Raw genomic sequence first — 22,577 nt, 5'->3', positions numbered from 1 at the left:
CAGCAACCAGAGTGACGACACCGCTGCCTGTAAGATTGATCATGATACGCGGGAGATTCGATTCTGAGGACGAGGCATCTAACATGATAACAGTTCGTCTTTAATATAAACGAAGAACTTGATGATGCTGCTAGAGACGATATTGAACAAAAAATCGACAACGTTCTGCGTCTCCGTAGCGGAGGTATAAACGGCGAAACCTTTGGTATCGAGAGTGTTTGCATTGATATAGATGCCCGCCCCGGGCTGAATGACATGCACCATAACCAGTCCGGCGACCAGCGCTAGCGTGCTCACAACCTCAAAATAGAGTGGCGCTTTAATACCGACGCGACCTACCTTGCCCAACTTCTGCATACCGACAATATCGGTCACCACGGTGTAGAAGATGATCGGCGCAATAATTATTTTAATCAGCTTGATAAAACCATCCCCGAACGGCTTCATGGCGATACCGGTTTCAGGGTAGAAATGGCCGACCGAGCAAAATGCCACTAACGATGGCGACCAAGACTTGGAAGTGCAGATGTTGATAGCCTTTTTTAGTGATATAAACGGTTGGCACTGATAACCTTCTGTTTGATGAAGCAATGTATTTTATAAGAATTTAGTTTAAGCTTATGGTTAATATAATTTTTTGCAGCATCAAATCACCACATTTAAAATGGCGACAATCCAACTTTAAAAAGAACATACTGAATTATATTCTGTATTACATGTCCAAATGAAACCACACATGCATTCAAGTTATTTGATTTTTATTCCTAAAGGACAAGCGTGACTCAATTCGAAGACGGCTGCATAAACGCAGGAGCACAAACCGAAGAAGACTGTTATCTGGGCCAGTTCATCCCATTGCAATATCATCACCACATGCTGACCGATGAATACCGAATGGGCGCATTCAAAGCCGCCATAGACCAAGCCGTTTTTCCCGGTGCTAAAGCACTCGATTTAGGTGGAGGTACCGGTGTCTTGTCTTGGTTTGCAGCAGCCAATGCCAGCAAAGTATGGTGCGTGGAATTCAATCCAGACTTAGTGAAGGAAGCCCACCGTCTGCTGAAGCTTAACCAAGGCGGCGACAAAGTTGAGATTGTGCATGCCGATGCCTTCGAGTATTTGCCGCCGGAACCGGTGGACGTAGTCATTTGTGAAATGCTCCATCCCGCCATGTTATGCGAAAAACAAGTTAACGTTATCAAGAGCTTCAAAGATCGTTATTTACAACGTTTCGGTGGTTCTTTCCCCCGCTTTCTACCTGAGGCTGTTCTTATGGCCGTTCAGCCTTTACAGCAGAACTACCAGTTCATGGGATTTCATGCGCCCATAATACAATTCCAGCTGCCGGGGGGCATTCATACCAATACCATGGAACTTGCCCCTCCTCAGGTTTACAGCATCATCGACTTTGCACAAGCGGTGTCGGAGGAGTTCAGCTGGAAAAGTATCTTTACCTTGGAGCAAGCCGGTCAAGTGAACGCATTGCGCTTTATTACCAAAAATATTTTGTCCATTTCGAGGTCGGATACTTCGATTATCGAATGGCAAAATCATTACATGATCTTGCCGCTTGCCGAACCTATTGACGCGAGAGCAGGCGCTTTGCTGCATGTCAGCTTTAACTACCGTGCTGGAGGCTCACTCACTCACCTACAAAACTCTATCACCGCCACCTTGGTAGGACCTGATGAGGAGCTTTGCGAGCGTAAATAGAGGCGTGTAACAATGCGAAAGTATTTAATAAATTATCTGCTACAGATGTCACGATGGCAGGAGATTTCACCCAAGCAACAACTATTTCAGAAACCACTCTCAATTTTCAAAATTTCATTCAAAAACTTGAATTGTGATTAATACACGGAAAAGAGTTTTTGCTGTAAAAAGAAAATAACTAACAAATGAAACGCAGACTTGTAAGGGAAAATACTGCTCAGAAATCTATATGCTACTTTCTTGCGAAAACAGGCAAATTGATCATTAGTCAAAATTAATTAATTGGGAACTGGTTTTAAGAAAAGTTATAGCTTAAGGTAAGCTATAAATTTATTGGGGTGAACGACGGGGCTCGAACCCGCGACAACCGGAATCACAATCCGGGACTCTACCAACTGAGCTACGCTCACCATAATATGGGATGTTCTATGAATGGTGCGCTTGGCAGGACTCGAACCTGCGACCCCCGGCTTAGAAGGCCGGTGCTCTATCCGGTTGAGCTACAAGCGCTAAATTGGTCGGGGTAGAGAGATTCGAACTCCCGACATCCTGCTCCCAAAGCAGGCGCGCTACCAAACTGCGCTATACCCCGACAATCTCCTTTTTAATGGCTTGCTTGAACTTACCAACCACCCTTGAAGAGCTGTCTATGATAACGATGCTTCCCTGTATCGTCAATATTTTTTTTCGTTATCTATAATAATTTATCAAGATAATTATAATCGGCCCAATTTACATCTGCTTGTCACATTATTAATAATGCATTTTAAGAACCTCAAACTTAACCAACTTCGGCTTTTTATCAGCAAGATGATGAATAATCATAATATTCGTTAATGCTTACAACTTGGCTTTAACAATTTGATAAACTTCTTCTGCAGCGGCATCAGCACCATTCAAAATCGTTTCCAACTCCGCCAATTTCGCATCGGCAAAGACTCTGTCTTTAAGTCCGCCTGCATTTATGTAAACATTTAATGCTGCGCTTTTTAGTGCGCCGTAAGCTGCCATTACCGCTACGCCTGCATCACTGATCACTCCTATATTACCTTTTTCTGCGGCAATTTTGCTCAGCGTAATGGTTTCTGCACAAGCGTTTGCGCACTTCAAAGGAACTACCGTAGCTTCTTTTAATGCTGATTGAATTGCTTCACTACGTATGACCTTTTCGTCATCAGAATCTTTTGGTAATCCATACGTTGCCATTAAGCGATCAAAGACCTCAACATCGGATTTAATCATACCTGTTAGCGCTTCACGCAATGCCTCTGACTTTTCCAGCAATGACTGCATTTCAACTTCAACCTCAGCGTACTTGGGCTTACCTATGGTCAAATTACACACCATACTGATTAAAGCGGCGGCTTGCGCACCCATTACCGCAGCTGCGCTACCACCACCCGGAGTAGGTGCCTTGCTAGCCAATCCATCAATAAAGGCCTGAACTGATTTATCTTTTATTTCATTCATGATGTAACGTCTCTTTAAATGTAGTCAGCTATAGTAAAATTTATAAATATTAAGACTGGGGACTCTAAAATAGAAGCCTTGTCTGTGTACAACAAATGCCTAACATCGGAAATATTTACAGTATAAAGAAAGCATGCTTATCACAACAAAGAAAGTCATGACATTAACCGGCCACGTGAACATTGCCGCTACAATATTAATAGAACTCCATTTGAATCCGCGTCATTACGACAGATTAAATAATCGCAATAGCGTCAACCCGGCGATAGCTGGGAATACAGGAGCTCACAATACATGAGCCAACCGACGGGCGATGCTGGAAATATTTAATTCTGAGCGATAACGCACAGATAATTTTTACATGTTTGTTTATAATTGCAATTATTCAAAATGCGTTTTGGCGAAAAACCGCCAGACTCAAGATGATCAGCCCCCTCCTAGCGCTGTACCTACAAGCGGTTAATTCCTGATGCGCCGCTTAACTTATTACCTCCCTGCCATTCCAGCAAGGCATTGGGAGGTTTTTTTTGCCCTCTCTATACGACTATAGCGAGCAATGCCATCAAAGATGGATTCGAGCCGAATCAACTATAGCCGCCTATAACCACCACCCATATTCTGGTACAACAACGAGACATTTAAGTACAGCTTACTCAAAATCCCCGTTCCACCCAACTCCAATCATATTTGATACCAAGATAACCAGCGTATAAGCCGCACATTATTATCTGTCAAATCCCAACGTCCGCCACCTTGCCGCCTTTATCCATGCCCAGCACTCTCAATAGGCTATATATTGCCGCTCAAACTATAAAACTAGCCTTCCACAGCGCAGAGGCATGATTACAAGATCGATAAGCAACTGAAATAAATATTAAATATATTTATGGCTAAATTATTGCTTGGATAATTAAACCAATACACTTCATTAAATATATGACAGGGGAACACAATGCTGACATATCAAGCAAATCATGCCGATCCACATCACAAATGCACCACTGAACCCACAATTATAGACAACGCATATAACAACTACACCGTTGCCAATCAGGATGACATCAGAAAAAAACTAAACCACCTGCTCAGCAAAAATGCCCTACTGTCCATCAAAGTGCCTGGAAAGTTCGCAACAAGCACACTTTTAACGATGATTACTTGTATTGAAGGAGGTTATATTTTTCTGGGCGGATTTCAAAACGAACGATTTAATAAAGATTTGCTCATGCAAAGCACTGTGGTAGTTTCTGCCAATCTTGATGGTATAGCCGTTAGCTTTATATTAAGTGAATTTAATGGACATGATATCGATGCCACATTTAACCTGAAAGCACCGCTCCCCCAAAGCATAGAGTGGGTGCAACGAAGAGATGCTCGCCGAGTAAAAGTACCTATTAACATCCCCGTTAAAATGCAGTATAAAAATCAAGCGGAATGCTTTAACGTAACTGATATCAGCGTTACCGGCCTATCCTATATTAATCAATTTGAAAATCAGCAGCCTACCGTTATTGGAGGACTGCATACAGACTGCAACATCATCCTACCCGATAAAAGCATACTCCAAGCCTGCCTGGAAATAGTTAACAACAAAACCATGCCCCTTAAGCACACCAGACAAATAAGCCGTGTTGGCTGTGAAATAAAGAGGGCTTCATACCGCCTTGACACAGCATTACAACGCCTTATCAATCAAATCGACTTTCACTACCAATAAAGACTTATATTTTTTATGCGGCATCATACGACATGGATTGCACTATATAAGCGTTATGGAGCCACATAAATGAAAACAAGAGCCTGACCTAAAATCAAATATCCCGGCTAAGCACATCAAAAATCCTAGTAATCGCACCTTGGCTCTGCCGAACAAACGCTTTGCCTTTTTCAGCTAATGATTGCCTGTATGCGGAATCCGCATACAAGGCAATAACCGCATTCATTATCTCGCTTTCATCCTGGCATTGTATTGCCGCATTCTGCCGTAGTACTCCCACCGCTATTTCTTTAAAATTCGCCATATACGGACCAAACAAAACCGGAGTACCAACCGCAGCAGCCTCAAGAATATTATGCCCACCAACAGGTACCATACTGCCCCCGACAAACGCTACGTCGGAGGCCGCATAAAGCATCTTTAATTCCCCCATAGTATCGGCCAGATAAACATCAGTATGCTGATGACAAATTTCGCCGGATGTACGCATCACCACAACCAATTGATTCTGCTCGCATAGTTTTTTTACTTCGCCAAAACGCTCAGGATGTCTTGGCACAACCACCAGCAACAATTCAGGAATTTTCTGTTTTATTTTTTTATAAATATCAAGAAATATCACCTCTTCATCTTTGTGGGTACTGGCAATCAGCCAAACAAACCGGCCACCAAAAAAATCGGCTTTTAATTGCGCACCTTGCCCAATAATTTCACTTGAAACCTCAACATCAAACTTTATATTGCCTAGCGTTCTGACTGTTTCAGTTTTTGCACCAATAGCAGCAAACCGGTTGGCATCATCCTGCGTTTGCGCCGCAATCAACTTAACGCAAGCTAAAGCGGGGGAAACAAGAGCCGGGATTTTTTGATAACCACTTGCCGACTTTTCCGATAAGCGGGCATTGATAATGTACAAAGGAATTTTATTTTTACCGCAATGGGCAAAAAGATTAGGCCAAATCTCAGTTTCCATGATGACAGCTATTTCAGGCTTAAAACACCGCATAAACCGACTGACCGCACAGGGTATGTCATACGGCAAATAGACATGCTCCACACTTTCCTGCATTACCGCCTTAATCCGGGCAGATCCTGTGGGTGTTGTGGTCGTAACTAATAACGTTGCACCGGGATACTGCCGCTGCATTTTCTTGACTAGCGGAAATAAAGCTTCAACCTCTCCCACTGAAACCGCATGAAACCAAATAACATTCTGGGGAAATTTTTTACTATAGAAGGCGAATCGCTCGTTCCACCTGTATCGATATGCGGGCGCTTTGACGCTTCGCCAGATCAGGCGAACTAATATGAGAGGGATTAACAGATAAAAAAGGCAGGAGTAAAAAGCTCGCATAGTTAAAAAGCTAAGGTTGCAGGGAAGATTTTACTCGCCCCTTCAACCTTTTTACCTTTTTATCTTATACCTAAACTATTATGCTTCAGCGGCAATTTTAATAGGCATCTTTACAACGACATCGGTATGGCAATTAATGTCGATCTGATACTCGCCGATTTGACGAATAACACCTTGAGGCAAACGAATTTCATGTTTTTCAACTGAAACGCCTGCTTCGGTAATGGCGTCAGCGATATTTTGCGTACCTATTGAACCGAACAACTTGCCTTCATCACCAGCCTTGTGAGTAATAACGACTTGAAGCTTACTCAACGCATTGGCACGTGCTTGAGCTGCACTCAGCTTTTCAGCTGCCGCTTTCTCAAGCTCTGCGCGACGCGCTTCAAATTCAGCAATTTTAGTAGCTGTTGCAGCAACAGCCTTACCGTACGGAACAAGATAGTTTCTGCCATAACCTGACTTAATGACGACTTTATCGCCCAGGTTACCCAAGTTTGCTATCTTTTCAAGAAGAATAACTTCCATCTTTTATGACCTCATTTTTCGGATTTTATCCGGCTATTTTTTTACGCCATCAAGGCGTTTGTTGATTCGAAATTTTATTTCGTAAGTTCATCCATGCATCGCACAGCCCGACTATAGCAACCGGCAGCATGGCATGGGGTATCAAAAACATTGTCACATAAAACATCGGTACTATATAGCGGCCCATTTTCATCGCAGCAAACACAGCATGCAATACTGCCGTCCCAATAAATGTGTACAACACAAACAGCAAAATAGCGATATTCCACGAAACTTCAGAAATCACACCGGAACTTAATGATGCAATAACTACCACTAAAATACTGCCAATTGCCAACCTTGGGTGCGTATTCAATGACAAAAACTCTTGCCTAAATCCGCCAGGGTTATACAGTAAAGCCTGCCACCATCGCCCCAGAAACAGGCCAAACAGCAAGCCAAACACCGATGCAGCCGCCACTATTCCCGTCATGTAATGGGACAGCACATCTAACGTATGCTGGATATCTTCAACTGGAGCATTAGGGGGCACCATTTGTGAAAGCATACTCTTCCACATCTTTGCCAACTCGGTATTATAGAGATAAAAACCAACAACCCCCAAAACGCCAAGCAACACCGCAATTTCAACCGCCAGAGATAAATACCGCCCCTCTCTTAAGATAATTGAAATTAACCAGACAGGAACCCACAGCACCATCCCATAAAGCAACACAAACTGATAGTTGCCTACTAAGAAAAACCCCAGCACCGCTGCTACCGCAGTTGAACACCCCAAAACGACCAAACCCTCAATAGCACCCCGCCTTAACGTGACGAGAGCAACAGAGGCTGAACTTACTATACTCACTGGAGGCATGATCAGCGACACTATTGCAAGGGTAGCAGCCACTATCATGGCTTGCATCCTTCCCCGCATAATGTACTCAGCTAAAAAGCCCACTGATCGTCCCGTATTATTTGTGAGCGTCGCAAAAAGGCAACAACGCAATAAAACGAGCCCGTTTGATTGCGACACCTAGCTGCCTTTGATACTTGGCGCTTGTTCCTGTAATGCGACTGGGAACAATTTTACCTGTTTCAGTAATGTAATCGCTCAGCAAATCCAGATCTTTATAGTCGATCTCTGTTCCACCTTCTGCACTGAATCGGCAGAATTTTTTGCGTCTAATGTTACGTGCCATAATAATTCTCGTAAATCCAAGTGTTAAAAGTTTTATTCAGAAGTGATTGCGTCAGCATCAAAGTCTTCGTCGACATCGTCCAGATCAGCTTCGTCATCGGCACCTGCCGCAGCCACTGCTTCTCTGGCTGCTGCATCCTTAGCTCTTGACTCAGCAGCTTTATTTTCTTCAACTGTTGATGTGGCAATGATAGATGCTTCAGTAATAGCTGCTTTTTGCAACAAAGTCATGCTACGCAAAATGGCATCATTAAAACGAAAGCCACTTTCTAATTCTTCCAAGGTAGCCTGATCGCACTCAACATTCATCAGCACATAATGCGCTTTATGAATTTTATTAATTGGATAAGCCAGGTGTCTACGACCCCAGTCTTCCAAACGGTGAATTTTACCGGATGCGGTTTCGATAGTTGATTTATAACGCTCAATCATCGCCGGGACCTGAGAACTCTGGTCAGGATGGACTAAAAAGACAATTTCATAATGTCGCATGTTTTTTCCTTTCGGTTAAGCCTCCCACCTCTGTCTTAATGAAAGATGGTAAAGCAAGGAGGAGCGGACAGCTCCTAAGAACCGCGCATTATAGATGCTTTTTTAGCCATTGAAAAGTACGGAGTTCAGAAACAGCGCCATTACCAGCGTCAACCCCAAGAAAGCAGCTAATATCTCAGTACGATAAGTGCAATATTAAAGTGCGAACCGTTGATTAATCTACGCGTAAAGACTCAGCAAGCCCTTACTGACCACAGCTCGTCCGCTTGCGATTTCCTGCTCCACCTCATCCACTCCATCGGCAGCAACAACCGTCGCTACCTGCCTCCGACTATCAGCCGTTTGTGCAAAATTTTGCGATTGTGAACGCCCCTGATCTGATGCAGAACCTTGAAAAACATTCGCTTCGACCAGATTAAGTTGCTGGGCACTCATCATTTCTCGTAACTTGGGAATGGAAGCTTCTAGCGTTTCTCTTACAGCTGCATTTTGCGCTGTAAATACAACAGTTGCCTGATCATCAGAGACATCAACACGAACCGATATAGGACCAAGATGCGGTGGATTCAACCTGATTTCTGCTGAAGGCATTGCCCTGCTGTTCATCCATACAATCCGCTCTCCCAGGTCCTTACTCCATTCCGGATGCGATAGCGACTTGGTCATGGCGGGAACATCTGTTTTATTATCAATAACCCTATTAGACTGGGTTATATCCCCCCCAACCCGGGACAAAGTTTTTTCTCCCTCCAAGCTTAAGACCTGTTGATCAACCCGTCCGGTCTTTTCAGTTTGTCCTGAACTCTGAAAGTAGTTTAAATTAAAACCCTGTTTATCCTGAACCGGCTGACGGAAAGCCGTTTCACCTTGCATATCATCGAGACCCTTCGCCAGCTGATTCGGTTTAGCATCTCCAATTAATGGTTTTGTAAAAGCCAGCAACCCACTTTCTTTAGCGGCATCTGCAGACTTCAAATTACTGGTTGTTTTTGCTTGCTCAGCTGGCATCACCGAAGGCAGGACAATGGCCACCGCCAACAACTCTTCAGTTTCGTTATTATTTTCAACAACCGCTGTTTGAGCATCACCTTCAACCTGCTTCTTATCAGGTTTATCACTTCCCTGCTCCAAATCCATTTGAACCGGAGCATCCATCGCAAGATCTTTCAAACCTTGCTCAGATTCAGCGATCACATCTGTCGCACTTTGTTCGACCGGAACGTCCGTCCCAACTACATTTTTCATATTCTGCTCAGTCGGAGCAGCTGCTGCAACCACATTTGCCATGTTTTGCTCAGCCTGAGTACCCATTGCAATCACAGCCTTCACATTTTGCTCAACCACCGCAGCTTTTTCTTCAGGAGCAGTACCCATGGCAATATATTTTAATGTGTCAGTGACCGCAGCCAAAGCAGCCTCATGGTCAATATCGTCTTTTGCGTTGTATGTCGACGGCAAATCATTGCCTAATAAAGCGGCAAAATCTTGCGCATCAACGGTGGTTGCCGGCAAACCGACAACACTTTGAAACCCAGCAATATCCTGCGTCTGTAACGGCAACGAATCCCCAGCTTTTATATTGCTCAACAACTCAAGCTGCGCCACTAATGCACCCGAGAAGCCTTCGACAATAACACCACCATCAATCAAAGGCGGAGACATGCTTTCAACCATACTGCTGCTTGATGTCAAAGATGATAAATTTGCGCTTTCAATAATCATAATCAATTCCCCTGAGATTCAATTAATTATCAAGCATTTCCCATGCCACTTGAGTTATTTCGACCGATTCTGGATGCCCGCTCATCCTGCTCTTGCTGCTCTCGCTTAGCCTCTTGCTTCATCTCTATCACCAAAGCCGAATCGCAAACTTTCTGTAAGCTCTGGGTTTTATGATGCAGTTCTTCCCATATTTTTCTTTTGGCTATTACTTCAGCTTCAATTGATCTCAGCACTTGTTCCTGCCCAATTATTGCCTTATCGAGCTTATCAATAAACGACCTAAACTCCAGAAGCTGTGCAATATTGACGCCCCTACTACCCAACTGGTCAAATCTATCCTGATATTCCTTCCGATAGTTCCTTAATCCTTCAACTTGCACCTGCATGCCCTGGAGTTTTCTCTGAACTGCACCCAGCACTTCCAAAGCGCTCTTTTCCTGAGTCGCTTTAATTTCTACAATCGTTTTAATGCGTTGCGATTTTTTCACTTATGTCCTTTGGTTATCCCGAAGGGGTTTGGATATCAGCCGGTGGCTGCCCTGTTCATGCCCAGTAACATAGCCAGCTCTTGTAAACTCCGATTGATATCAACCGGCTCATCCATGTCCTGCTGCAAAAAATCTAAAATCGCCGGATTTTTTTCAATGGCCTTGTCGATTCTAGGATTCGACCCTGGTTGATAAGCACCGACACTGATTAAATCTCGGTTTTGTTGATAAAGTGAATATAAGCGCCTTAATTCCCGCGCCATTTGCAGATGTCCGGCATCAATAATGTCCGGCATAACCCGACTGATTGACGCCTCTATATCGATGGCCGGAAAATGTCCTGATTCAGCCAAGCTCCTGGATAATATGACGTGCCCATCCAGTACCCCTCGTGCCGCATCGGCAATAGGATCATTAGTATCATCGCCCTCAGCCAGAACAGTATAGAATGCAGTTATAGATCCCCCGCCGTGATCGGCATTACCGGCGCGCTCCACCAAATGCGGCAATTTGGCAAAGACCGAAGGCGGATACCCCTTGGTGGCAGGCGGTTCGTCGATGGCTAAGGCAATTTCACGATGCGCCTGTGCAAATCGCGTTAATGAGTCCATCAACAACAAAACATCAAGCCCCTGATCACGAAAATACTCGGCAATACTGGTTGACAATAACGCCGCGTGAACACGCATCAAAGGAGGGCAATCTGCAGGCGAAACAACCACCACCGCTCTTTTAAGCCCCTCTTCGCCTAAGGTCTTCAGTACGAACTCGTTAACTTCTCGCCCCCGTTCGCCAATCAGGCCGACAACAACAATATCCGCCTTGGTAAATTTGGTCATCATGCCCAATAGCACACTCTTGCCAACACCGGTGCCCGCAAACAAACCCATACGTTGTCCGCGTCCCACGCTGAGTATCGAATTTATAGCCCTAACACCAACATCAAGCGGCTCACGTATGGGCCGTCTCGACAGTGGATTGATCGGCACGCCGTTGAGCGAAATCAGCGCATCCGTTTTAAGCGGACCTTTGTCATCAATCGCATTGCCGGCACCATCCAGCACGCGCCCCAAAAGACCAAAACCCACTCTAGCCAAGCTATTTTTGCCCATGGGAATAACTCGGCAATCCGGCTCAAGCCCATGAACTTCGGCAGTCGGCATCAAAAAAATTCGCGCATCGGAAAAACCCACAACTTCCGCTTCAATCATTCTGCCGCCTTTAGTCTCAATTCGACAGCGCGAACCAATAGCCGCTCGACAGCCCACCGCTTCGAGCGTCAAACCCACCATACGGGAAAGCTTGCCTTCGACAACAAGCTCAGGTACTTCTGCCAATCTTTCAGAATAAGGCTTTAATTTAGCCAACCAAATTTGTGACCGATCCGCCTCCGGAATCACGAACCTTTATCCTCGGCAACGACTCCCTGGGTTGCGCTACCTCCTGCATTCTTGCAATCGTTCTCCCGCTCGCCACCCAGTATGGTTGCTATAACAGCAGCCAATCGATGCTCTACAGTCGCGTCAACATGAGAAATTTCGGTGTCAACTTCGCAACCGCCACGAGTAATTAACGGATCCTCAACTATACCCCAGCTTGGCGACATTTCATCCAGCGCCAATGTAGAACGCACCAACTCGGCATCTTCAGGATGCAATTTCAAACTAATCTTTTGTGACGCCAGCGGCAAAACATTAATTGTTTCCCGAACAACGGCAACGATTTGTCCTGGATCCAACTTGATTTCCCGACGTATCATTTGCGTCGCAATACCTATAGCCAGCTTAACCAGCTCTTTTTCCACTTCTTCATCAAGGCGCTTAAACGGCTCACTTAAAGACTCCAAAAGACCGACCAGCGTTGCCGCCTGGCTTTGCAGCAAATGTAAATTATCTTCGTAGCCTTTTTTTGAACCCTCATCAAAACCTTGCTGAAAACCATGCATTTTACCTTGCGCAAATGCTTCGTCATACGCCTGCTTTTGCATGGCTTCAATTTCATCAACCGTTAAAATCGGTGTCGGCTCATCCTCAAGCTCCACTGTCTCCGACTCCCTGACATCCTCCCCGGAAACATCCGGCATACTCCATAACCTTAACGATTCCAACTCGGCTGCTGTGAATCTGGGCGTTTTAGATGAGTTCATCACCACCTACACCCATTTGTATCTCGCCTGCATCGGCCAGTTTTTTAGCAATGGCCAATATATCTTTCTGCGCCAATTCCACTTCGCTTAACTTGGCGGGCGGTGAAGCTTCCAAGTCATCACGCAGCATTTCTGCCGCCCGTTTGGACATATTACTGAATATTTTTTCCTTAAGCTCACTACCCACACCCCGTAAAGCCAGCAACAGCTGTCCGGTTGAAACTTCGCGCAACAATGTCTGCATACCTCTTTCATCAATAGAGGTAAGATCTTCAAAGGTGAACATTTTCTCCTGAATTTCCTGGGCCAATTCAGACCTGTGTTCGGCAATTCCCGACATTACTAAATCTGCGGCTCCGCCATCCAGGAAATTTAAAATATTTGCCACCGCATCGACACCGCCGATATTCGTCGACTTAACATTATCAGAGCCGGTTAGTTGTTTTTCCATGATTTGATCCAACTCACGCAGGGCCGATGGCTGTATGCCTTTCATCGTTGCAATTCTCATCATCAAATCGGAGCGCATACTTTCGGGCAGAAACATCATCACATCGGCCGCCTGCTCACTTTCCATCAACGACATAATCGTCGCGACAATCTGAGGATGCTCCAACCGAATCATGTCTGCAATCGACCGGGTATCCATCCATTTCAGCTGCTCGATACCTTTAGTATTACCGCCCTGCAAAATTCGATCAAGGATACTGTTCGCTTTATCTGCGCCCAAAGCGCTGATCAACACAGTACGAATATACTCATCGGTATCCATCCCCAAGGCAGTCTGCCTCTTTACCGAGACGATAAACTCCTCAACCACCTCATCCATCATCTCGATGGAAATTTCCCCCACGCTTGCCATGGTGATGCCTAAAATCTGCACTTCCCTGGGAGACATATGCTTTAGAACGAGCGCCGCCCTATCCATTCCCAGCGCCAGCAACAATACCGCGGCACGATCAACTTGGGTTAACTGTTTTTCCGCCTTAGCCATCTTTTTTAATCCACGATTTAATAACCTGCGCGACTACTTTCGAATCGTCATCGACCAATCTCTTCACATATTCCAAGCGATGTTCATAACTCTGGGGCACATCCAGAAGCAGCAAATCCTGCATTTCCATTTCATTGGGCATTGTAAAGCTTACGTTTTTTTGACCGGCCGGTACAGCGACAGGTGCGCCTTGCTCATTAAAGCGAACGGATCCCCCTATTGCAGCTGCCTTTTCTTGTGCCTCAGCCAAAGCCACCGCTTTTTTCTCTTCCATGTCCCGACCGACAAGACTGCGCATGGTAGGTCGCAATACCCCAAAAAGCAGAAATAATACGGCCAACACGGCGGCAACCTGTTTCATAAGATCAAGAAACCAACCTTGCTCCCAAACGGGTATTGCCGGCAATGCCTCAATAAGTTCATCTATTTTGAAAGTCACATTCGTGACTGTAACCTGATCACCCCGACTACTGTCAAAGCCTACCGCCTGCTTAACCAGATCACTAAAACGGTGAATATCTTCCTGAGAATAAGGCTGAGCTTTAACCGCGCCATCGCCTTGAGCAACATGTCGATCGTCAACGACTACGGCCACTGATAATCTGCGCAATGCCCCTGTAGCCAACCGGGTATGGGTAATAGTTTTATCCAGTTCGTAATTCCTGGTTGCATTTTTTGCAACCGACCCGGGCGTGGCAGTCGAACTTGCCGCCGGGGCAGGCACAGCCGGCACATTTGCGTTTGCACCGGCAGCAGCTGGCGCTGCGGGAGCGGGTGCTGACGGATCCGGAGCCGTACCCGCAGGAGTCGGTTGATTTGATAACGCGCCAGGCACACCCTGAGTAGCGGACAACGTACTTTGCTCTTCCGATGTTTGTTCGCTTCTTAAAGCCGGCAAATCAGGATTAAACATTTCCTGAGTTCGGTCAGTCTCGGTAAAATCCACATCCGCTGAAATTTGCACGCGCATCCCGTCGCTTCCCACCAATGGCGACAAAATATTTTCAATTCGCCCCATCAAATGCTCTTCAATATTTTTCTTGTATTCAAATTGCCTGGAGGTCAAATTACCTGCTGCTGATGAGTCATTGCTATTTAACAACTGACCTTTTTGATCGACGACGGTTACTTGCTCAGCCTCCAGTTGAGGCACACTGGAAGCCACTAAATGAATAATTGACTCAACCTGGCCTTTATCGAGCGATCTGCCTTGGTATAAATTGACTATGACGGAAGCACTGGGTTTCTTACGCTCCCGCACAAACACCGACTGAGCAGGGATGGCTAACAATACCCTGGCCGTCTTTACATTCTGGATGGACATAATAGTTCGAGCAATCTCGCCTTCCAAGGCTCTCTGGAAGCGTACCGTTTCGACACTTTTGCTGGCACCGAAGCCCTGATCTTTATCCAGCAACTCATATCCCAGACTATTGCTTTTGGGCAACCCCTGAGCTGCCAATTTGAGCTTTACTGCACTCACCTGATCCATAGGCACCATAATAGCTCCGGAACCGGTTTCGACTTTATACTTAATGTTCTCTTTATTAAGAATTTCAAGAATTTCAGAGACGTCGCTTTCACCGATTTCGGAATACAAGCGCCCGTAAGAGGGCTCCTGAGACCATAGAACAATAGCAACGCCAATAGCGACACTCAAAGCCAGACCCAGCATCAACCCGATCTGACGCGCTATGGTCAGTCCGGCCAAGCCTTTAATAGCGGGATGCGCATCAACGTTGGCCGCAAAAATATGGGACGCTTCACCATCAAGATGACCCTTATTTTTTGCCATCGGATCATGCTGGCGATTTGCTTCAATTAGACTATTACCGCTCTGTTCGCTCATCTTTTAATTACAGTTTGCCGGACTACATTGGCATATTCATGACATCTTGATAGGCTTCAACTAATTTATTTCTGACCTGTAGCATTGCCTGAAATGAAACACTAGCTTTTTGCGAAGCCACCATAACCTCAGCGAGACTTACATTAGTATCGCCTGTCTCAAAAGCCTCCGTCATTTTTCCGGCAGTTTGCTGGGTGTCATTAACAGCGCCTATGGTTTGCTTTAGCATTGCCGCAAAATCAGCGCCACCACCTGCCTCTTGCACTTTACCGCCGCCGGCTTCAAGTGACATTGCCCGCATCTGAGCCAAAACTTGATTTACATTCATCTCACTCATGGGGTTTTCCTCTTACATTCTTAATAATATAGAGTTTAGAGCATTTTTAATGCCACATGTTAGCATGAAATAATAACACCCGAATCTTTCATCCTTGCCATTTTATATCGGAGTGTTCTGGGACTAATGCCCAACTTTTCAGCGGTTATTTTGCGGCTGCCGTTTTCCATCTGTAAGGTCTGTAAAATAATGCTCTCTTCGGCAGAGCGAACCCCTTCGCCCAACCCGCCAATATCCGATTTTTCGTTTTTAATATCAATCGGATACGTATCGTACATCCGCTCTGCGGCCGTAACAGAAGAACTCCTGTTAATCACGTCCATCATCGATCCCGTATCCTCAAACACCAAATCATCAGCCGTAATTGTATCGCCAGTCCGCAAAATAAGCGCTCGCTGCACCACATTATCCAGCTCCCTGACATTACCAGGCCAACTGTAAGCCGACATTTTTTCAGCGGCCTCATGATCAAATTCAGGCAATTTTTTGCCTTCCAGTCTATGGCGCTGCATCAATTCCTGTGCCAGCGGCAAAATATCGCCCGGTCTATTGCGTAACGGGGGAATATTAATAGGAAACACATTGAGACGATAATATAAATCTTCACGAAACCGCCCTTGCTCCATCTGTTCTTTTAACTTCTGATTGGTCGCCGCCAAAATTCTGACATTCAGCTTGATTTTTTTATGACTACCCAAGCGCTCGACTTCCTTTTCTTGCAGTACTCGCAATAATTTCGCCTGCAAACCTAAATCCATTTCGGCTATTTCGTCCAGCAACAACGTACCGCCCTGCGCTTGTTCGAATTTTCCGGGCATGGCCTGAACCGCCCCGGTGTAAGCGCCTTTCTCATACCCGAACAACATCGCTTCCAACATATTTTCAGGAATTGCCGCACAATTTACCGCGATAAATGGTCCTTGATGGTACGTTGAATTCTGATGAATATAGCGGGCAATAACCTCTTTACCGGTTCCGCTTTCACCCTGTAACAACACGGTAACATCGGTTTTGGCGACTTTGGCGGTCAAAACGTAGAGTTTTTTCATGCTTTCGTCTGCCACAACCCGCTCATTATCCGCAGTATTGGCCGCCGTCGGATTGGCTACCACATAATCAGCCACCTTATTTACCAGAGCCTGCGCATCAAATGGCTTGATCAGATAATCGGAAGCACCTGCCTGCATGGCCTCCACTGCCTTGGGAATGGTTCCGAAAGCCGTCATCAGCAGTACCGGCGTTTCCGAATATTTATGCTGCATATTTTTCAACAATTGAAAACCGTCCATAACCGGCATCTGCACATCGCTAACGACCAGCTTAAACCGACCAAGCTCCAGCTTGATTAATGCCTCAGTACCGTTACGAGCCGAAACCACACGATAACCACCTATCTCCAGCGTGTCACAAAGCGCTTCGCATAATGACAGGTCATCCTCAACAACCAACACATCATACTGTTTCATATCTCATCTCCATTTGATGGTGATTTTTGCCGGAAAAACCGCCCGGCAACAAATTATATGACTGGCTTATACAAGGAAGGACTAACGTAAAAACAGTGCCTTGCCCCAGATCCGACTCAACAGATACATGGCCGCCATGCGCTTTCACTACGCTGTCAACGACAGCCAGGCCCAAGCCGGTACCGTGGATCTTGGTGGTGAAAAACGGCTCAAAAACCCGCTGCCCAAGCTCTTTGGCAATGCCCGGACCATCATCCTTAATAACAATCCGCAGCTTATAGTCGTCAAGCTGAACTACTGAAATTTGTATGCACCCAGCCTGACCTACCGCATCAACCGCATTATTTAATAAATTAAGCAGCGCACCGCGCAAGGCATTTTCATTACCCAGCATTGCATCATTTTGCACGTCATTGATAATCTGCAAATCAATCCTGCCGTTACCGGTATATTCTTTAACTGTTTCCCTGAGGTGATTTAATAATTCGGCCAATGAAAAAGTCTCCATCGCCAAGCGTCCGTCTTTGGCAAAAATCAACATGTCGTTAACCTGTCGTTCCAAATATTGCAGACGTTCAAGAATTTTTTGTGAAAACCGCTGCCGCTTTTCATCATCCAGCGCCGGGTTGCTCATTTGCGACGCATAAAGTATTGCCGTCGCCAGCGGCGTTCTGACCTGATGCGCCATACTCGCGACCATTTCTCCCATTGCCGACAACTGCTTCTGCTGATTCAGCATATCTTGCAGGTTTCGCATTTCACTGACATCCGATAACAGAATAATTTGCCCGGTACCCGTGGAATCGCTGCAGGCAACATCTCTACTGACGGTCATATTCACCCGCTTACCATTACTCAATTGACGCTCATGAGGGTTGCCAAAAACGGGAATCAGGCTGCGGGCGACAACGTCAAACCAGTCCAGACCAATCAGCGGTTCGCCTAAAAAATCTGTCGCTACCGCATTGCAATCCACAACTTTCCCATCCACATCCAGCACAATGACCCCGGCAGGAAGCGCCGCCAGTATTTTTTCCAGGCGACTGGCAAGCCTTTCTTTTTCCTCAAGGGTTTTAAGTCGCTCACTATGGGCAAAGGCAAGCTCACCGTGCAGTTTGGCAACCTGCTCTTCCAATCCTTGATATGAAACAGATAAATTCTGGGATAGCTCGTTAAAAATGCGGAATGCATCGGTGAGCTGTTCGGTTTTCTGCTTTTTTTGAGTTTTATGGGTATTCATGTCTGATCGCTCTGGTTTGCTGCAACTTAAACTTACTTTAATAAAAGCAAGCAAAAATCAGACCAAAAATTAATCAGCGTACTTTCAATGCCTTACGGATAAATGACAAAAAAATGACGTTTTATCTTTAACGCTGCAAATCATATTTCCGTAATTTTTCAACCAATGTTGTGCGGCGCATATTCAAGCGTTTAGCGGCATGAGCCACCACTCCGCTGCATTCATTTAACGCCTGACGTATTAAATCGACCTCTAAAACATTCAAATATTCTTTCAAATCGATGCCCTGCTCCGGCAATTGCGCTAAAGAATGCAACGCTCCCTCAAAAGCACCGATGACTTCAATTTGCCCGGACTGATCATCCTCTTCCAGATCAACGGCTTCGATATCATCAATAATTTCTTCAGAAACTTTGTAGTGCTGAAATTTTTCCGGCAAATCAGCCGCATCCACAAGTCCTTTGGGATTAATAATAGCCAACCTTTCAATTAAATTTGCCAATTCCCTGACGTTCCCCGGCCATTCATGTTGCATCAGCACGGCCAATGCCGCATTAGTCAGTCGTACTGAGCCGCGATTGGAGGCCTCCATGCGGGCGATAAGATCATTCACTAACAGAGGGAGATCTTCAGCCCTGTCCTTTAAAGCCGGTATTTCAATAGGGAAAACATTCAAGCGATAAAACAGATCCTCCCGAAACCGGTTTTCTTTAATCTCGTGTTCAAGATACCTGTGCGTTGCAGCAATAACCCGCACATCGCAATGTATGGTTTTGTTACTGCCTACGCGTTCAAAGGTACGCTCCTGCAATACACGCAATAACTTGACCTGCATGGCGAGAGGCATATCGCCGATTTCGTCCAGAAAAAGAGTTCCGCCTTCCGCCATTTCAAAACGGCCTTGCCTGGCGCTTAAAGCGCCGGTAAACGCTCCTTTTTCGTGGCCAAACAGCTCGCTTTCCAGTAATTCACCTGGTATCGCGCCGCAATTTATCGGCACAAACGGCTTGTCTTTTCGGAATGAGGCGTCATGCAAAGCGCGAGCAACCACTTCTTTTCCTGTTCCCGACTCGCCCAGAATTAAAACCGTCGCATCCGATTCTGCAACCTGATCAATCAACTTACGGATACCGACAATAGCCTGACTCTTGCCTTTTAGCCGGTCAACTGAAGATGAGCGACGGTCCGACGCGTCTCGCACCGTAAATGTGGTTTGCGTACCGGATACAGAGAGCTTGTCGAGTATCGGTTTCAAGACCGGATGCGTAGTGGGCCATTCCAGCACATGAAACACACTATTAGTAATTGCGGTCGAAACCTGGAGTGCCGTTCCCTTGTTGATTAATAAAATGACAGGGATTTTATTTGCCCGTTCCACAATATTACTGACCACAGTTGCCTGCTTATCAATACCATCACCGACAAAAATCCCACATAACTGATCAGTTTCGTTAAAACAAGATGCATAATCCGCTGAACCGGCAATTTCTATTTTGTACCCCATAAACTGAAAAACCGTCTCCAGTTGCTGGACTCTTATTCTATTGTCGTCAATTAACAAAATACGCGGTAACGCCATATTTTTACACTCATCAATCACATTGAGGCCATTCAGGTTTAGCCATACACTTTCCGCAACAATAACTGCGGCTCATCACTCGGAACGACCTTAAAAATAATTCTTTTTAATTATTTAGCTATTTGGCAAAGTTAAGCATCGAATCATCATCATGTCAAAATTCTTTTTTATTTCATACTGTTCTAAGAGCTTTTTAATGTGATTTACATAAATAAAACAACCCGCAACCCGTATCCAGGCTTGACAAAAATTTCTCATCATAGACACTAGAGTTGTTTTCACAACCCAAGAGTACACTTTCTTTGAACGATATACCCCTTAGTATGCTGTTTGGCATACTTGCCGCCATGCTTATTCTTTCCGCTTTTTTCTCCGGCTCGGAAACGGCCTTGATGACATTAAACCGTTATCGTTTAAAACATCTGGTTAAACTAAATCATTCCGGTGCCATCAAAGCACATCAATTACTGCAAAGACCGGAGCGCTTGCTCGGCTTAATTTTACTGTGTAATAACTTTGTCAATAATTTCGCTTCATCGATAGCGACTGTCATCGCCATTAAACTCTACGCAGATGAAGAATCCAGTGTCGCTATCGCTGCCGGAATTTTGACTATCGTAATGCTTATTTGCTCGGAAGTAACACCCAAGACACTGGCCGCAATTAAACCCGAGCCGCTTGCCTTCCCGGCCGCCTGGATTTACACCCTCTTACTAAAAATCCTGTATCCCGTAGTTTGGTTCGTCAATTTATTTGTTAATCTGTTACTCCGCATAATCGGTGTCGATGTCAAAAAAAACCGCCATGACGCACTCAATAAAGACGAATTAAAAAGTATTATTAGCGATGCAGAAAGCTTAATGCCTATACGCTACCAAAAAATGCTGATGGGCATACTCGAACTCGAGTCGGCAACTGTTGAAGACATCATGACGCCTCGCAATGAAATTATCGGCATAGACCTTGAATTGCCGATTGAAGGCATCATTGCTCAAATAAAGACCAGTCCGCATACCCGATTACCGGTCTACAAAACCAGCATTGACAGAATTATTGGTTTTATCCATTTAAGAAAAATACTGGTATTGCTTAATCAGCAAGATTTTGACAAACAGACCATCATAAACGCCCTGGATAAACCCTCGTTTATCCCTGAGAGCACCCCGGTACATAACCAAATGCAGCGTTTTAAACATGAAAAAATCCGCATAGGCCTGGTGGTTGATGAATATGGCGACGTGCAAGGACTGGTTACATTGGACGATTTACTACAAGAAATTGTAGGGGAATTGATCACCGATGACGTCGCCGTAAGAGCGCAAAGTGACGGTAGCTATCTGGTTGATGCCAATATTACCATCAGGGAATTAAACCGCGTCACACAATGGGCGCTTCCTACGGAAGGACCAAAGACACTCAACGGGCTTATCATTGAGTTTATGGAAACCATACCCGAAACAGGAACCAGCATCAGATTGCATGACTACTTGCTGGAAATCATAAAACGTGATGAAAACAGCGTTAAACTGGTTAGATTTCTGCCTAAGAAATAAGCCTTATCACCATACCGAATGAGTTATAGGCAAAAAAGGGTAATTTCTTGAACAACTAAAATAATACCGTCTATAATCAGGGTTCGTTTAAAGATGCGCTACCAATTCAATGGCAAAACTCACTGTTTTTTTTAAAGATAAAGCTATCCATTCAGGCCTGTTTGAACACGGTATTGTGCATATCGGACGCGATGAAACCAATGATTTAACCATTGACAGTCTGGCAGTCGCTCCGGCTCACGCCGTCATTATTATTCGTGACGATGACTGCACTATCAAACAGCTCAATGATGAATTCCCGCTAATCATCAACGGTAAAAAAATCAAAGTTTGCAATCTCAATGACAACGATATGATATCAATGGGAAAGCATGACATCATTTTCAATACTGCAGAATTTGTAGAATCCCCCGCATTCAATAGTCTCATCGACGAAGACGTAAAATCGCTTAATCAGGAAATTGACAGTGAATTACATATTCCTGCCGCTAATTTACAAGTTATGACCGGCAGTAATATTGGTAAGATTCTGCAATTAAAAAAATCCATGACGCGACTGGGCCATAACGGCAACGGCGTTATTGCAATATCAAAGAGAAAAGAAGGTTATTTCGTTTCCGTATTGGAAAATAGCGGCACGATAACTGTAAACAATGAGCCCTTAAACGATAAATCATTAAAATTAAACACGAATGATGTGCTGGTTATTGACAACACATCCCTGCAATTCTTTTTGAATTAAATCC

Annotated in this window: 21 protein-coding genes and 3 tRNA genes; 4 read left to right on the top strand and 20 right to left on the bottom strand. The window is 45.0% G+C overall.

What is annotated here, in order from left to right:
- Positions 1 to 78: 78 nt before the first annotated feature.
- Positions 79 to 495 carry a cation:dicarboxylate symporter family transporter gene (locus tag Q8L79_RS09810; protein WP_305270511.1) on the bottom strand — a complete coding sequence of 139 codons (417 nt, stop codon included), beginning with the start codon at positions 493 to 495 and terminating at the stop codon, positions 79 to 81.
- A gap of 282 nt (positions 496 to 777) precedes the next feature.
- Here Q8L79_RS09810 and Q8L79_RS09805 point away from each other — a divergent pair, with 282 nt between their 5' ends.
- The gene (locus Q8L79_RS09805) at positions 778 to 1,713 is read left to right on the top strand and encodes a methyltransferase domain-containing protein (protein WP_305270509.1); all 936 of its coding nucleotides are present in this window, start codon (positions 778 to 780) and stop codon (positions 1,711 to 1,713) included.
- Between the two features lie 334 nt (positions 1,714 to 2,047).
- On the opposite strand, the gene Q8L79_RS09800 is transcribed toward Q8L79_RS09805, so the two are convergent.
- The 4 genes from Q8L79_RS09800 to fchA all read right to left on the bottom strand — a co-directional run bounded on the left by Q8L79_RS09800 (position 2,048) and on the right by fchA (position 3,183).
- Positions 2,048 to 2,123 (bottom strand) — tRNA-His (locus tag Q8L79_RS09800).
- 23 nt (positions 2,124 to 2,146) lie between these two features.
- A tRNA-Arg gene (locus Q8L79_RS09795) sits at positions 2,147 to 2,223 on the bottom strand.
- 5 nt (positions 2,224 to 2,228) lie between these two features.
- Positions 2,229 to 2,305 (bottom strand) — tRNA-Pro (locus Q8L79_RS09790).
- Between the two features lie 248 nt (positions 2,306 to 2,553).
- Positions 2,554 to 3,183, bottom strand: a complete 630-nt coding sequence (gene fchA / locus Q8L79_RS09785) for a methenyltetrahydrofolate cyclohydrolase (RefSeq protein ID WP_305270507.1) — start codon at positions 3,181 to 3,183, stop codon at positions 2,554 to 2,556.
- A gap of 952 nt (positions 3,184 to 4,135) precedes the next feature.
- Between fchA and Q8L79_RS09780 the strand changes: the two genes are divergently transcribed.
- Positions 4,136 to 4,900 (top strand): flagellar brake protein, encoded by a 765-nt coding sequence (locus tag Q8L79_RS09780; RefSeq protein ID WP_305270505.1) that lies wholly within the window; start codon positions 4,136 to 4,138, stop codon positions 4,898 to 4,900.
- A gap of 94 nt (positions 4,901 to 4,994) precedes the next feature.
- On the opposite strand, the gene waaA is transcribed toward Q8L79_RS09780, so the two are convergent.
- From waaA to Q8L79_RS09705, 15 genes are all read right to left on the bottom strand, one after another.
- A complete protein-coding gene (gene waaA / locus Q8L79_RS09775; protein WP_305270504.1) occupies positions 4,995 to 6,254 on the bottom strand; it encodes a lipid IV(A) 3-deoxy-D-manno-octulosonic acid transferase in 1,260 nt (419 codons plus the stop codon).
- Positions 6,255 to 6,332: 78 nt separating this feature from the next.
- Entirely contained in the window at positions 6,333 to 6,782 is a 450-nt protein-coding gene (gene rplI, locus Q8L79_RS09770; protein WP_031437986.1) for a 50S ribosomal protein L9, read from the bottom strand.
- 49 nt (positions 6,783 to 6,831) lie between these two features.
- Complete coding sequence (locus Q8L79_RS09765; RefSeq protein WP_305270500.1) at positions 6,832 to 7,680, bottom strand: hypothetical protein; 849 nt, start codon at positions 7,678 to 7,680, stop codon at positions 6,832 to 6,834.
- 58 nt (positions 7,681 to 7,738) lie between these two features.
- Positions 7,739 to 7,966, bottom strand: coding sequence for a 30S ribosomal protein S18 (gene rpsR, locus Q8L79_RS09760; protein WP_104424167.1), 228 nt, complete (start codon positions 7,964 to 7,966; stop codon positions 7,739 to 7,741).
- Positions 7,967 to 7,998: 32 nt separating this feature from the next.
- Complete coding sequence (gene rpsF, locus Q8L79_RS09755) at positions 7,999 to 8,457, bottom strand: 30S ribosomal protein S6 (RefSeq protein ID WP_305270491.1); 459 nt, start codon at positions 8,455 to 8,457, stop codon at positions 7,999 to 8,001.
- A gap of 219 nt (positions 8,458 to 8,676) precedes the next feature.
- Entirely contained in the window at positions 8,677 to 10,179 is a 1,503-nt protein-coding gene (locus tag Q8L79_RS09750) for a flagellar hook-length control protein FliK (RefSeq protein ID WP_305270490.1), read from the bottom strand.
- Between the two features lie 29 nt (positions 10,180 to 10,208).
- Positions 10,209 to 10,667 (bottom strand): flagellar export protein FliJ, encoded by a 459-nt coding sequence (gene fliJ, locus Q8L79_RS09745; protein WP_305270488.1) that lies wholly within the window; start codon positions 10,665 to 10,667, stop codon positions 10,209 to 10,211.
- Positions 10,668 to 10,702: 35 nt separating this feature from the next.
- A complete protein-coding gene (fliI, locus tag Q8L79_RS09740) occupies positions 10,703 to 12,067 on the bottom strand; it encodes a flagellar protein export ATPase FliI (protein ID WP_305270486.1) in 1,365 nt (454 codons plus the stop codon).
- A complete protein-coding gene (locus tag Q8L79_RS09735; RefSeq protein ID WP_305270484.1) occupies positions 12,064 to 12,813 on the bottom strand; it encodes a flagellar assembly protein FliH in 750 nt (249 codons plus the stop codon). Before Q8L79_RS09735 ends, fliI begins: the two co-directional genes overlap by 4 nt.
- Entirely contained in the window at positions 12,800 to 13,807 is a 1,008-nt protein-coding gene (gene fliG, locus Q8L79_RS09730) for a flagellar motor switch protein FliG (RefSeq protein WP_305270482.1), read from the bottom strand. Before fliG ends, Q8L79_RS09735 begins: the two co-directional genes overlap by 14 nt.
- Complete coding sequence (gene fliF, locus Q8L79_RS09725; protein ID WP_370869919.1) at positions 13,800 to 15,656, bottom strand: flagellar basal-body MS-ring/collar protein FliF; 1,857 nt, start codon at positions 15,654 to 15,656, stop codon at positions 13,800 to 13,802. The genes fliG and fliF overlap by 8 nt, the downstream gene beginning before the upstream one ends.
- 22 nt (positions 15,657 to 15,678) lie before the next feature.
- Positions 15,679 to 15,993 (bottom strand): flagellar hook-basal body complex protein FliE, encoded by a 315-nt coding sequence (gene fliE, locus Q8L79_RS09720; RefSeq protein WP_305270478.1) that lies wholly within the window; start codon positions 15,991 to 15,993, stop codon positions 15,679 to 15,681.
- Positions 15,994 to 16,052: 59 nt separating this feature from the next.
- On the bottom strand, positions 16,053 to 17,459 hold the full coding sequence (locus tag Q8L79_RS09715; protein WP_305270476.1) for a sigma-54 dependent transcriptional regulator: 1,407 nt from the start codon (positions 17,457 to 17,459) through the stop codon (positions 16,053 to 16,055).
- Positions 17,446 to 18,699 carry a PAS domain-containing sensor histidine kinase gene (locus tag Q8L79_RS09710; RefSeq protein ID WP_305270474.1) on the bottom strand — a complete coding sequence of 418 codons (1,254 nt, stop codon included), beginning with the start codon at positions 18,697 to 18,699 and terminating at the stop codon, positions 17,446 to 17,448. Before Q8L79_RS09710 ends, Q8L79_RS09715 begins: the two co-directional genes overlap by 14 nt.
- A gap of 127 nt (positions 18,700 to 18,826) precedes the next feature.
- Positions 18,827 to 20,278: a sigma-54 dependent transcriptional regulator gene (locus tag Q8L79_RS09705; RefSeq protein WP_305270472.1), complete on the bottom strand. Its 1,452-nt coding sequence runs from the start codon at positions 20,276 to 20,278 to the stop codon at positions 18,827 to 18,829.
- A gap of 302 nt (positions 20,279 to 20,580) precedes the next feature.
- On the opposite strand from Q8L79_RS09705, the gene Q8L79_RS09700 reads away from it, so the two are divergent.
- Together Q8L79_RS09700 and Q8L79_RS09695 are read left to right on the top strand one after the other, a co-directional pair.
- Positions 20,581 to 21,831, top strand: coding sequence for an HlyC/CorC family transporter (locus Q8L79_RS09700; protein WP_305270471.1), 1,251 nt, complete (start codon positions 20,581 to 20,583; stop codon positions 21,829 to 21,831).
- 109 nt (positions 21,832 to 21,940) lie between these two features.
- Positions 21,941 to 22,573, top strand: a complete 633-nt coding sequence (locus Q8L79_RS09695; protein ID WP_305270469.1) for an FHA domain-containing protein — start codon at positions 21,941 to 21,943, stop codon at positions 22,571 to 22,573.
- The last annotated feature ends 4 nt before the right edge of the window (positions 22,574 to 22,577 follow it).

Source organism: Methylobacter sp., assembly GCF_030680395.1.
Taxonomy (GTDB): Bacteria; Pseudomonadota; Gammaproteobacteria; order Methylococcales; family Methylomonadaceae; genus Methylobacter_A.
The sequence above is the reverse complement of the archived record's forward strand: the minus strand, read 5'-3'. Positions and strand labels throughout refer to the sequence as shown.